We start from the raw sequence: 13167 nt of genomic DNA, 5'->3' as shown, positions 1-13167 counted from the left end.
ACAAATTAATTACGATTCGAAAAAATTCACCGTGTGAGGTTTTATTTTTATTATAACCTGCTCATTATTTTCAAATGACTGGCCATATTGTGCAGCAACTTCAATTTCTTGTTCATCAATAACAACCGAATAAACATACGCCGAACCAATAAAGCGACGACTTATGATTGTAGCTCGCTTGCTGAATTTGTCACTTTGGTTATCTGCCACTAATTCTATTTGATGGGGGCGTACATATATAAGCCCGACGCTTACGTTATGTTTACTCTCAACATAAGATTCGACTAAACCAAATGGTGTTTTATATTCAGTTGCTGTTAATGCTTCTGCACTCAAGTATATGCCTTGACCCAGAAACTCTGCAACCTCCTTTGAACATGGAGCTGCAAAAAGCTGCTCAGGCGTGCCTTGTTGCTCAATTTTACCGCGATGCATAATGGCAAGTGTATCTGAAAAGGCAAATGCCTCTTCTTTTGAATGTGTAACAAATACAGCAGATACTTGAGTTGCCTTAATAATTCGACGTATATCAGCAATTAATTCAAAGCGTACTTGTGTGTCGATATTTGAAAAGGGCTCATCAAGTAGCAATAAACTAGGCTTATAAGCTAATGCACGAGCAATAGCTACACGCTGCTGTTGGCCACCCGATAACTGATGCGGGAACCTGTCGGCACAGCCAATTAAATGTACCAGCTTAAGCATTTCATCAACGCGTTGCTGCTTTTGAGCTTTACTCATTTTACTAAGCCCAAATGCGATATTATTTGCCACCGTTAAATGCGGAAACAGCGCATAATCTTGAAACATCATGCCGATGTTACGGTGCTCAGGCGAGACAAACGATTGCTCATCACTCACTAATTTACCGTCTATAAAAATAGACCCTTGCTTAGCTTCAATTAAACCTGCAATCGCTTTTAACGTGGTCGTTTTGCCACACCCACTCGCTCCGAGTAAGCAAACAATTTCATCTTTACCCACCGTTAAATCTAAATCGTGAATAACCTTTGTGCCGTTATAGTGATAGCTCACGCCTTGTAAAATTAAACTACTCATTTAACTACGCTGCTCCATAGAACGATTAATAAAATACAAAGGAATAAACCCAACAATAACAATAAATAAAGCCGATATTGAAGCAAGCTCTAACTGCTCGTCACTCACATACTGAAATACATGAGTAGCTAAGCTTTCAAAATTAAACGGTCTGAGCAATAGCGCAGCCGGCAACTCTTTCATACACTCAATAAATACCAATAACGCAGCAGTGAGCAATCCTCTTCGCAGTAAAGGTAAGTGCACTAAACGCAGTGTTTGCCCTTGGCTTTTACCCATTGATTGGCTTGCCATATCAAGTGATGGGCTAATACGTAAAAAACTCGACTCAATTGCTCCGTGTGCAATGGCGTAAAACCTAACAATGTAAGCAATAATAATAGTAAGAATGCTACCTGTAAGCAGTAAGCCAATATCTAAATTATACGGCTCGAGCGCTGTGTTAATGGTGTTCTCTAATAATGTAAGGGGTAACAAAACCGCAATAGCGAGTACCGTGCCAGGCAACGCATAGCCTGTGCTTGCTAAACGCCCAGGAACAAGCGGATACGTTTGCTTTGCCACACGCTGATAAAAAACAACAAAAATACTCAACGTAATCGTTATTAGGCTCACAACCCCTGCCACTTTTAAACTTTGCCAAGCGTAACTAAAAAACTCTACATTCCATGCTTTATCAAAGTAGGTAATGGCGTAATTTATAAGTACTGCGATAGGAATTACAAACGCGATAAGTAAAATAAAGCTGCAAAAGGCCGTCGATAGCCAAGCTGACTTTCCTTTTAATACATAGAGAGATTCACTATTTACGCTTGATTGGCGCTCAAATACCGCTTGGTTACGACGACTAAAGCGCTCTGCCATTAATGCTAAAAATAACAGTAGTAACATCACACCCGATATTTTAGCGGCCGCTGTAAGTGAGTAATAACCAAACCACGTATCGTATACGGCGGTTGTTAATGTACTTACGGCAAAATAACTCACTGTTGCAAAGTCAGCCATGGTTTCCATACTAATAAGCGCAAGAGCCGCCACAATAGCCCCACGAGAGAGCACTAAACTTACTTTAAAAAAGCTTTGCCAAGGAGATAACCCCATTAACTGGCTAGCTTGCACTAATTTGAATGACTGCTCGCGAAGGGCCGTTTTAAAAATTAAAAATAAATACGGGTAAAGCACCAAGGCAATCATAACGATAGCGCCGGGTAGTGTACGTATATCAAAAAACCAATAGTCATTAGGCGATTGCCAGCCAAACCAGTCTCTCAGTGCTATTTGTACAGGGCCCGCATAATCTAATAAATCAGTGTATACATAGGCAATAATATAGGTGGGCATAGCAAGGGGCAGCATAAGAGCCCATTCAAACTGTTTTTTACCCGGAAAACTACAGTAAGCCGTTAGCCACCCAAGTGGCAAAGCTATGGCGCAGCTAAGGACGCAAACACCTAAAACAAGCAATACGGTATTGTTTATGTAATCCCAAAGCACGGTATCCCACAGGTGAGAAAACACCTCAGAGCTACCTTGTAGAGATTCAAAAAGAAGAAAAAACAACGGAGCCGATAGAATTAAGCCTGTCGACCACGCAAAGAGCTGCCATTTAGACAGCTTAAATTTATTAGTCATTAAAGATCGAACTTCACCTCATCAATTAGCTTAAGCGCTAACGGACGATATTTACTAATCTCATCAAGTGGCAAGCTGTCTTCTTTAAAACTACCCCAAGAGGCAACCAAACTTGATAGTTCAACACCCGACTTAACTGGATACTCCATATTTAATGAGGCATACATGTTTTGTGCTTTGCTATCGGTCATATACTCGATGAGCTTTAATGCATTTTCAGGGTTTTTAGCATATTTGGTAATAACCGCACCCGAAACATTTATGTGTGAGCCACGATTAGTTTGATTCGGAAAGTTAATATTTACGGCCTCAGCCCAACCTTTTTGCTCTTTATCTTCTAGCATTTTGCCAAGATAGTAACTATTGCCTAATGCTAAGTTACATAAACCTTCTTTAACGGCTTTAACTTGAGCACGATCGTTACCTTGAGGTTTGCGTGCTAAATTAGCCTTAACACCTTCAAGCCACTCTTTGGTTTGCGCTTCACCGTGGTGTGCAATCATAGAAGCCACTAAACCTAAATTATATGGATGTTTGCCAGATCGCGTACAAATTTGTCCTTTGTATTTAGGATCTGCTAAATCTTCATAAGTGAGTTCAGGTAAAGCACCAACTCGCTCTTTTGATGAATAGACATTACGCACTCGCTTAGTAAGCGCGACCCATTGGCCATCACCGTCACGAAAAGCTACAGGCACGTTACTATTTACACTGTCACTTTTTATAGTTTGTGTTAATTTTAAATCTTCTAATTGAATAAGCGCACTAAAATTAGAGGTTAATACTAAATCGGCTTTACTGTGCTTACCTTCACGTTTAACACGCTCAATTAACCCTTTTTTAGCAAAAACAACATTGGTTTTTATTCCCGTTTGTTTTGTAAAATCTTCTAAAATGGGCTGAATCAAAAACGGCTGACGAAAAGAATAGATATTAACAACGTCACTTGCAAAGGCTGGTGCCGATGCTGCTAATCCCAAAACAAGTGTAAATACTGTCTTCATTATTTCACCTAAATAATTGTTATTATCATCGAATTCTACCGCGCTCATTCAAAAAGTGCACACTTTAAATAAATGTAAATATGTAAATAACGCCCAAAAAGGAAATGCCGTGTAAGAGATGTCTCACGGATGTGACAGCTAATGAGTAAAAATCAAGATAAAAACATACAAAAACACACTTAACCATCTGTATTAAAAGGGCTTTTATATTATTACTATTGCATAAATACTAATTGAATGTAGTTTTATCCCTATTTTGGTTGCTCTATTGCACTATAATTTACGCATCAACCAAGCAATGATGCTTATTGAGTAAAAGGAAATGGATTGCTTACTCAACCAACCAATGATTAGGTTACCAGGACAACACGGATTTTAGGACAGGCTCAGGATGAGTATCACAACGCAATGTTGTAAAAAGGATAGCGTCAGGAAGATGCGAAAAGGATAACAACACGGCTAAGTTGTTTAACAGGATGTTGAAGGAATAAATGGACAGGCCTTCAAGGCAACACAATGGATTGGTTAAAATAGGGATACACTAGGAAGTGTAATTAAGGATTTGGTAATAGTATTTACCCTACAGGATGTTCAGGAATTTAAGGATACAGGCCCGGATGGTCTACATTACATAGAACTAAAAAGTAATATAGTAATAAACATGGATTAGTGAAAATTGGAGTTGATTAAGTTCAATTGCAGGATGCAGAAAATTAGAAGATTCCGCAAGCGCGCCTAGAAATAGAGCGCGCTTTTCTTTGCCTAAAATTTAGGTTTAGTAAAGTTCCAAGCAACTATCACTAATTTTTACTGGGTAATACCGCATTCCAGCCATTCAATATTAATACCACCAAATACTTCATTAATATTTTAAATTTCGCTAAGTTATTTATTAATTGCGCCGATAACTAAATAACGCATAAATTAAAAATACTCAATGGATATGAATTTTAAAACACCTCAAAGCAATACCTTTTTATATAAAGTATCAGACACAAGTACAGCAAAACCAATTGGTATTTTTACTGCCCAAACTCCCAGCGTAAATCCATATAAAGCTTTATTTAACCCCAAAGGTTATAACTTTTTTAATATGCCAATGAGTGAGTTTAAAAACATACTTAACGTAATTATCCAGTTAGAAAGCGATATTTCTATTAGTAAATGGGGGGAAGGTGCTCGTCCTGATGAATTTAGTTATCAGCTTAATAGAATATCGAACGCTATAGCAACTACTCAATTTAATGGCAGAATAGACATTAGTGGTTACTTTTTAAAACGAGTTGAGGAAGCAAAGGATATGATTGGTGAAGACTGCATCTCATTTATTCAGGTGCACAACAATATAAGCCAACTATATAACACTGTTTTACAATTAACATCTGAAGAAGGCTTTAGAGCAATTCAAAATAAAGCACTAACTCACTTAAAAGAGCAGCAAGCTTTCGCTTAGCTGCATAAAAAATTAGTCTTCTAATGGCCTGCCTTTATTACGTTTACCCAATAAATACGCATCACGAAACTTAATAAAGTGCTGCTCCAACTTTATTGAGGCATCCATTTCGCCCGCAAGTGCTAGCACCATAATACCTACTTCAGCTGTACCTAGCTGGTGCGCGTGAGGCGCAACACGTAAGCGGTAATCAGAGAGCTTATCAGCAGTAACAGAAAGCACAGGTAAATTATCTAGGTAGGGGCTTTTGCGAATCATTTTTTTAGCTTCACGCCATGTACCATCTAAAAATATAAATAGTAACTTTTTACCTTCTTCAATATTCACTTCGGTAATGGCTCTGCCCTCTTCTACGTCTTCAGCAGGAAACACTATCATTGGTTGATATTGAGGATCGTTTATTAAAGCTAAAAAATCAGGGTTTGGGTCTGTTCTGTCCCATCTAAATGCGTAGTTATTTGGGACTATTTCAGCAATTAAACGCCCAGTGTTAGAAGGCTTAAAGCTTTCATTATGGTACATCAGTAAACATACAGCAGCGTCGCACTGAGCGTGCTCAACACCTTTACAAATACAGTAATGCTTGGCTATTAAGCATTGCTCACAGCGATCTAATTTACCGCCTCGTGCATTAAATTCACGACGAGATTCACTTATTTGCTGAGCGCGTAATGCTAAAACTGCGTTTTTCACTGTATTTACCTTCAATTAATTAGGCGCGCATTGTAACGGCTTATGGCAATTTAATCTTATATTTAATGAAAAGCAGGCATAAAAAAACCCAGCCAAAGCTGGGTTTTCAAGCAAATGTTAAAAAGTTAAATTACTTCTTTTTAACTGCTTTTTTGTTTGGTAAGTCAGTGATTGAACCTTCAAAAATTTCAGCAGCTAGGCCAATTGATTCGTTCAATGTAGGGTGAGCATGAATAGTAAGCGCTAAGTCTTCACCATCTGCACCCATTTCAATACCTAAACCGATTTCGCCAAGCATTTCGCCCGCGTTAATACCGATCATAGCACCACCGATTATACGGCCACTTTCTTTATCAAAGATAAGTTTTGTAGAACCTTCAGTACGAGCAGATGCGATAGCACGGCCAGATGCTGCCCACGGGAATACCGCAGTTTCAATTTTTAAGCCTTGCTCTTTTGCTTCTTTCTCAGTAACACCTACCCAAGCGATTTCAGGGTCAGTGTACGCTATTGAAGGAATACATTTAGGGTCAAAGAAATGCTTCTGACCAGAAATAACTTCTGCAGCAACATGACCTTCATGAACCGCTTTATGCGCAAGCATAGGCTGGCCAACTAAGTCACCGATTGCAAAAATATGGCTTACGTTAGTACGTAATTGCTTATCAACATTAATAAAGCCACGCTCATCAACGTTTACGCCCGCTTTATCAGCATCAAGTAGGTTACCGTTTGGTGTACGGCCCACAGCAACAAGTACTTTATCGTAACGTACTGGTTCTGCTGGTGCGTTTTTACCTTCAAATGTCACGTATAAGCCATCTTTTTTAGCTTCAACGCCAACAACTTTAGTTGAAAGCATTACGTTGAATTTTTTGCTTACGTATTTTTGATAAATTTTGATAATGTCTTTATCAGCAGCTGGCACTAATTGGTCAGCAAATTCTACAACGTCAATTGCAGAACCAAGAGCACGATAAACCGTACCCATTTCAAGACCGATAATACCACCACCTAGTACAAGTAGTTTTTCTGGTACGTCTTTAAGCTCTAGCGCGCCAGTTGAATCAATTACACGGTCATCTTCTGGGATGAAAGGTAAGTTAACTGGTTTAGAACCTGCTGCAATAATCGCGTTATCAAACGTGATAGTTGTAGCGTCTTTCTCGCCTTCAACTACTAAAGTATTGCTGCCAGTAAATTTGCCGTAACCATACACAACTTTTACTTTACGCATTTTAGCCATTCCGTCTAGTCCGCCAGTTAACTGGCCAACGACAGAATCTTTCCAAGAGCGTACTTGGTCAAGATCGATCTTTGGTGCGCCAAAAGTAACACCGTGAGATGACATTTCAGCTGCGTCATCAATCACTTTAGCTACGTGTAAAAGTGCTTTTGAAGGGATACAACCAACATTAAGACATACACCGCCTAATGTTCCACGAGATTCTACTAATGTAACTTCTAAGCCCAAGTCAGCAGCACGGAAAGCCGCAGAATAACCACCAGGACCACCGCCTAGTATAACAACTTGAGTTTTTAATTCGTTGCTCATGCTTTTACCTTAATTGTTTGAACGGGACACTGCCCTAAAATTTAACTGCCGTGTTTCTGCAAGGCAGAAATTCAGAGCAGCGCATAAAGTGATGCAATATGTACAAAGATTGTATCATTGCAAATGCTAAAAATCCCAGCTAAAAACAACTGGCTGGGATTTGATTCAATTTATTTAATTACGTACACCAATTTCATTAAATTGGTTACATCACTAACTGACGAATATCGCTCATGTAGCTCGCTAACGTCACAGTAAAGCGTGCAGCTAAGGCTCCGTCAATCACCCTATGGTCGTATGACATAGAAAGTGGAACCATTAACTTCGGTTCAAATTCTTTACCATTCCATTTAGGTTTCATTTCAGATTTAGACACACCTAAAATAGCCACTTCTGGCGCATTAACAATCGGCGTAAATGCCGTTCCGCCAATACCGCCAAGGCTAGAAATAGTAAAACAACCACCTTGCATATCAGACGATGTAAGCTTGCCGTCACGTGCTTTAACAGATACTTCCATTAATTCGCGTGATAGTTCAATAATGCCTTTTTTATCAACATCTTTAAACACTGGTACAACTAAACCGTTTGGCGTATCAACTGCAACACCAATGTTAATGTACTTTTTAAGGATTAAGCTTTCGCCGTCTGCAGAAAGCGATGAGTTGAATTTTGGAAATTCAGCAAGTGCTTTTGCAGCTGCTTTCATTACAAACACAAGTGGCGTAATTTTAACACCCAGCTTTTTCTTCTCGCTAAGCACATTTTGCTCTTTACGGAATACTTCAAGGCTTGTGATATCAGCTTCATCAAACTGCGTAACATGCGGGATTTGTACCCAGTTACGGTGTAAATTTTTGCCTGATAGCTTTTGAATACGAGACAGCTTTTGCTCTTCAATTTCGCCAAATTTAGCAAAATCAACTTTAGGCCATGGAATAAGACCAAGCTCACTACCACCAGCACTACTACCTGCTGATAATTGACCAGACTCAACTTGCTTAACTAGGTTTTTAACATAGTTTTGCACGTCTTCTTTAACTATACGGGCTTTACGACCAGTGCCTTTAACGTTAGCTAGGTTAATACCAAACTCACGCGCTAAACGGCGAACAACAGGTGATGCATGAGCATACGCGCTGTTTTCTGTGAAGCTTTCATTACTTGCTTTTACAGGTGCTGCTTGAGCCGGTGCCGACTCAGTTTTAGCCGCTGCTGCAGGTGCTGATTTTTCAGCTGGTGCTGATGCTGCTGCCGGCGCGCTGCCTGCAACTTCAAATACAAAAATTAATGAGCCTGTCGATACTTTATCGCCAGCAGCTACTTTAATTTCTTTAACTGTACCTGCAAATGGAGCTGGTACTTCCATTGCCGCTTTGTCGCCTTCAACGTTTAAGATTGATTGATCTTCTTCAACCGTATCGCCAACTGCAACCATAATTTCAGTTACTTCAACTTCATCACCACCAATATCTGGCACATTAACTTCTTTAGTGCTTGGTGCTGAACTTGCTGTTGAACTCTCAGCTGGCGCTTCTACAGGAGCAGACTCTTTAGCCGGTGCTGCAGATTCACTTCCTGCTACTTCAAAAACAAACACTAATGAGCCAGTTTTAACTGTATCGCCAGCGGCTACTTTAATTTCTTTAACTGTACCGGCAAATGGAGCAGGTACTTCCATTGCAGCTTTGTCGCCTTCAACGTTTAAGATAGATTGCTCTTCTTCAACGGTGTCGCCAACAGCAACCATAATTTCAGTTACTTCAACTTCATCATCGCCAATATCTGGTACGGTTACTTCTTTAGTTGAAGAACCTGTAGAAGCAGCAGGTGCTGCCTCTTCAGATTTAGCTGGAGCAGCGGCTGATGTATCTTCTTCATCAGTGCTTTCACTCTCGCCTTCAAACAAAAATACTAAAGAGCCTGTTGTAACGGTGTCGCCAACGTTTACTTTAATCTCTTTCACTGTACCCGCTTGCGAAGCAGGTATTTCCATTGATGCTTTGTCGCCTTCAACATTTAATAATGATTGGTCAACATCTACTTTGTCGCCAACGCTTACTAATATTTCGGTTACTTCTACTTCGTCGTCACCAATATCTGGTACTTTAATTTCAATACTCATTGCAAACCTCTTATGCGTACAGTGGGTTAAGTTTGTTAGTGTCGATGTTGAACTTTTTAAGTGCTTCAACAACTACTGACTTCTCAACTTCACCGCGTTTAGCAAGTTCAGATAACGTAGCAACAACAACATAGCCCGCGTTAACTTCAAAGTGACGACGTAGGTTTTCACGGCTATCAGAACGGCCGTAACCATCTGTGCCTAACACTTTGTAGTTGCTGCTTGGAATGAATGAACGCGCTTGTTCTGCGTAGTTTTTCATGTAATCCGTTGCTGCAACAGTCACAGAGTCGTTTAACACGCTTGTGATGAATGCTGTTTTTTGCTCGCCTTCAGGGTTAAGCATGTTGAAACGTTCAACATCTTGACCTTCACGCGTTAATTCGTTGAAAGACGTTACAGAGAACACGTCAGACGCAATGCCATACTCTTCACTTAGAATCGCAGCTGCTTTACGTACTTCAGTCATAATAGTACCTGAGCTTAATAGCTGTACGTTGGCTTTTTTACCTTCGTAACTTTCAAGCTTGTAAATACCTTTACGAATACCTTCTTCAGCGCCTTCTGGCATAGCTGGCTGATGGTAGTTCTCGTTCATAAGCGTTAGGTAGTAGTAAATATTTTCTTGGTCATCACCGTACATACGACGAATACCGTCTTGTACAATAACCGCTACTTCAAACGCGTAAGTTGGGTCATATGAAATACAGTTAGGAACGGTATTAGCAAGAATATGACTGTGACCATCTTCGTGTTGTAAGCCTTCACCATTTAGTGTTGTACGACCCGCTGTAGCACCTAATAAGAAACCACGTGCTTGTTGATCGCCCGCCATCCATGCCATGTCACCAACGCGTTGGAAACCAAACATAGAGTAGTAAATGTAGAATGGGATCATTGGTAAATCGTTAGTGCTGTATGAAGTTGCAGCAGCAACCCATGACGACATTGCACCTAACTCATTAATACCTTCTTGAAGCACTTGCCCTGATACAGTTTCTTTATAGTAAGAAACAATATCACGATCCTGTGGCGTATAGTTTTGGCCATGTGGATTGTAAATACCGATTTGACGGAATAAACCTTCCATACCAAATGTACGCGCTTCATCGGCAATAATTGGTACGATGTTTTTACCAATGCCTTTATCTTTTAATAAGATATTAAGTGCACGAACAAAACCCATAGTGGTAGAAATATCACGTTTTTGCTCTTCAAGTAGCGGCTTAAATGCTTCTACTTCTGGCAACGCTAATTTTTCACTAAAACGTGGTATACGCTTAGGTGTATAACCTTTAAGCTCATCACGACGAGCATGTAGGTATTTATACTCAGGTGAACCTTCTTCAAGCTCTAGGTAAGGAAGTTCTTTTAACTGTTCTTCAGATACTAAATCGTCAAGACCAAGGCGTGAACGTAAATGTGCAACATGCGACATGTCCATTTTTTTCACTTGGTGCGCAATGTTTTTACCTTCAGCTGCTTCACCCATGCCGTAACCTTTTACAGTTTTAGCAAGAATTACAGTTGGACGGCCTTTAGTGTCTTCTGCTTTTTTAAATGCAGCAAATAATTTTGATGACTCATGACCACCACGCTTAAGCGCGAAAATTTCATCATCTGTCATGTCAGCAACAAGTGCTGCTGTTTCTGGGTAACGACCAAAGAAGTTTTCACGTACGTACGCGCCATCTTTAGCTTTATATGTTTGGTAATCGCCATCAACAGTTTCGTTCATTAACTGTAGTAATTTACCCGTTGTATCTTTAGCTAGAAGAATATCCCAGCCACTGCCCCACACTAGTTTAATTACGTTCCAGCCAGCGCCTTTAAACAAGCCTTCTAGCTCTTGAATAATTTTACCGTTACCCATAACTGGGCCGTCTAAACGCTGTAAGTTACAGTTAACTAAGTAACACAGGTTATCTAGTTTTTCACGTGCAGCAAAAGAAATAGCACCGCGTGATTCTGGCTCATCCATTTCACCGTCACCTAAAAACGCGTATACACGTTGGTTTTTAGTGTCTTTTAAGCCACGACCATCTAAGTATTTTAAGAAGCGAGCTTGGTAAATTGATGAAATAGGACCTAAGCCCATTGATACCGTAGGGAACTGCCAAAATTCAGGCATTAACTTAGGATGTGGGTACGATGGTAAGCCTTCACCATCAACTTCTTGGCGGAAGTTATCTAGCTGTGCAGCCGATAAACGACCTTCAACAAACGCACGTGCATAAATACCAGGAGAAATATGACCTTGGTAATAAACTAAGTCACCACCGTCTACATCATTTGGCGCTTTAAAGAAGTGGTTAAAACACACTTCATAAAATGCAGCAGATGATTGGTAAGACGCCATATGGCCGCCTAAGTCGAGATCTTTTTTAGATGCACGTAGAACGATCATAATCGCGTTCCAACGTATAATTGAACGAATACGACGCTCAAGATTTACATCACCCGGGTAAGCAGGTTCTTGATCTACAGGAATAGTATTAACGTAGTTCGTGGTAATACCCGTTGGCATATCAACGCCATCTAAACGGGCTTGCTCTAATACTTGCTCAAGTAAAAACTGAGCTCGTTCAACACCTTCTTCGCGCACAACTGATTCAAGAGCTTGTAACCACTCTTGTGTTTCTAGCGCGTCTACGTCAATTTTATTGACTTCAGACATATGGAGGTTTCCTTATGTTTAAAATACGAATATTGTTAATTTAATATCACAGCTACTTAATTTGTGTGTTCAAAGTAGTTATGTACTAACTTAATTTTGTTTAGTGCGTCTTAAACTACGTTCAATTCGCGAATGTTCTTTGCCTGCTTCAAGTAGTGCTTCTTCAATAAACGCTAAGTGCGCATTACTTGCTAAACGGGCTTGTTCTGGATTACCGTCAATAACGGCATCCATTAATAAACGCCTGTGCTCGGCTAACTGACTGCTAATATCTGACTTTTTTAATAAAACAGTTAAATTTTGCAATACATTTTGCTCAAGCAGCGCTTTCATGCCTCTTACTAAATGCAGTAAAACCACATTATGCGAGGCTTCTGCCACGCTAAAGTGAAATGCATTAATTGCTTTTGCTTTTTGCTGTAAATCATCATTAACGAGGGCAATTTTATCAAAGCTTTCTTTCACTTTACTAAAATCGTTGCTGGTCCCGCGTAGTGCCGCGTAGTAAGCAGCAATCCCTTCTAATGCATGACGAAATTCAAGTAAATCAAACTGCGACTCAGGGTGTTTACTAATCAAATCAAAAAGTGGATCAGTAAGCCCTTCTTCGAGCTGATTTTTTACAAACGTGCCACCACCTTGGCGACGCGTAACTAAACCTTTCGCTTCTAATTTTTGAATTGCCTCACGCAGTGACGGGCGAGACACTTCAAATTGCTTTGCTAGTTCACGCTCTGGTGGCAACTTTTCACCTGGTGCTAACGAGCCTTCAAGAATCATATTCTCGAGTTGCTGTAAAATAACATCAGATAACTTTGCTGCTTTGATCTTTAAAGACATGAATCAACGTCCGCGTTGTATAAATACCAAGAGCCCATAAAGCGGGGCTTTAAGTAGTATGATTTACCCAAAAGGTAAATTGGTCATACCAAAAATTTTCAATACGGTATCAAAAACCTTATTAGCTGT

General features: G+C 39.9%; 9 protein-coding genes. 1 reads left to right on the top strand and 8 read right to left on the bottom strand.

Annotated features, from left to right (window positions below):
* Window positions 1–9 precede the first annotated feature (9 nt).
* From WNY79_RS04990 to WNY79_RS04980, 3 genes are read right to left on the bottom strand one after another with little or no spacing between them, the layout of a single operon-like run.
* A complete protein-coding gene (locus tag WNY79_RS04990; protein ID WP_182780397.1) occupies window positions 10–1059 on the bottom strand; it encodes an ABC transporter ATP-binding protein in 1050 nt (349 codons plus the stop codon).
* The gene (locus WNY79_RS04985) at window positions 1060–2691 is read right to left on the bottom strand and encodes an iron ABC transporter permease (RefSeq protein WP_342875303.1); all 1632 of its coding nucleotides are present in this window, start codon (window positions 2689–2691) and stop codon (window positions 1060–1062) included.
* On the bottom strand, window positions 2691–3695 hold the full coding sequence (locus WNY79_RS04980; protein WP_076925115.1) for a Fe(3+) ABC transporter substrate-binding protein: 1005 nt from the start codon (window positions 3693–3695) through the stop codon (window positions 2691–2693). Before WNY79_RS04980 ends, WNY79_RS04985 begins: the two co-directional genes overlap by 1 nt.
* Window positions 3696–4632: 937 nt before the next feature.
* Here WNY79_RS04980 and WNY79_RS04975 point away from each other — a divergent pair.
* Window positions 4633–5148 carry a hypothetical protein gene (locus WNY79_RS04975; protein WP_076925039.1) on the top strand — a complete coding sequence of 172 codons (516 nt, stop codon included), beginning with the start codon at window positions 4633–4635 and terminating at the stop codon, window positions 5146–5148.
* Between the two features lie 12 nt (window positions 5149–5160).
* On the opposite strand, the gene WNY79_RS04970 is transcribed toward WNY79_RS04975, so the two are convergent.
* The 5 genes from WNY79_RS04970 to pdhR form a co-directional block, all read right to left on the bottom strand.
* Window positions 5161–5841: a tRNA-uridine aminocarboxypropyltransferase gene (locus WNY79_RS04970; RefSeq protein WP_342875302.1), complete on the bottom strand. Its 681-nt coding sequence runs from the start codon at window positions 5839–5841 to the stop codon at window positions 5161–5163.
* A 130-nt stretch (window positions 5842–5971) separates the two neighbouring features.
* Window positions 5972–7396: a dihydrolipoyl dehydrogenase gene (lpdA, locus tag WNY79_RS04965; RefSeq protein WP_076925037.1), complete on the bottom strand. Its 1425-nt coding sequence runs from the start codon at window positions 7394–7396 to the stop codon at window positions 5972–5974.
* Between the two features lie 205 nt (window positions 7397–7601).
* Window positions 7602–9521 carry a pyruvate dehydrogenase complex dihydrolipoyllysine-residue acetyltransferase gene (gene aceF, locus WNY79_RS04960; RefSeq protein WP_076925036.1) on the bottom strand — a complete coding sequence of 640 codons (1920 nt, stop codon included), beginning with the start codon at window positions 9519–9521 and terminating at the stop codon, window positions 7602–7604.
* A gap of 10 nt (window positions 9522–9531) precedes the next feature.
* Window positions 9532–12198 (bottom strand): pyruvate dehydrogenase (acetyl-transferring), homodimeric type, encoded by a 2667-nt coding sequence (gene aceE, locus WNY79_RS04955; RefSeq protein ID WP_024600130.1) that lies wholly within the window; start codon window positions 12196–12198, stop codon window positions 9532–9534.
* Between the two features lie 90 nt (window positions 12199–12288).
* Window positions 12289–13038, bottom strand: a complete 750-nt coding sequence (pdhR, locus tag WNY79_RS04950) for a pyruvate dehydrogenase complex transcriptional repressor PdhR (RefSeq protein ID WP_008170672.1) — start codon at window positions 13036–13038, stop codon at window positions 12289–12291.
* Between the last annotated feature and the right edge of the window lie 129 nt (window positions 13039–13167).

The sequence above is a fragment of the Pseudoalteromonas sp. AS84 genome (genome assembly GCF_038900255.1).
Lineage (GTDB): Bacteria > Pseudomonadota > Gammaproteobacteria > Enterobacterales > Alteromonadaceae > Pseudoalteromonas.
Note: the sequence above shows the minus strand (reverse complement) of the source record. Positions and strands in the feature narration are given on the sequence as shown.

Bases quoted from the DNA above. Each gene is read 5' to 3' on its own strand.
- lpdA (WP_076925037.1), bottom strand. From the start codon at position 7,396: ATGAGCAACGAATTAAAAACTCAAGTTGTTATACTAGGCGGTGGTCCT.
- aceF (WP_076925036.1), bottom strand. From the start codon at position 9,521: ATGAGTATTGAAATTAAAGTACCAGATATTGGTGACGACGAAGTAGAA.
- aceE (WP_024600130.1), bottom strand. From the start codon at position 12,198: ATGTCTGAAGTCAATAAAATTGACGTAGACGCGCTAGAAACACAAGAG.
- WNY79_RS04980 (WP_076925115.1), bottom strand. From the start codon at position 3,695: ATGAAGACAGTATTTACACTTGTTTTGGGATTAGCAGCATCGGCACCA.
- pdhR (WP_008170672.1), bottom strand. From the start codon at position 13,038: ATGTCTTTAAAGATCAAAGCAGCAAAGTTATCTGATGTTATTTTACAG.
- WNY79_RS04975 (WP_076925039.1), top strand. From the start codon at position 4,633: ATGGATATGAATTTTAAAACACCTCAAAGCAATACCTTTTTATATAAA.
- WNY79_RS04985 (WP_342875303.1), bottom strand. From the start codon at position 2,691: ATGACTAATAAATTTAAGCTGTCTAAATGGCAGCTCTTTGCGTGGTCG.
- WNY79_RS04990 (WP_182780397.1), bottom strand. From the start codon at position 1,059: ATGAGTAGTTTAATTTTACAAGGCGTGAGCTATCACTATAACGGCACA.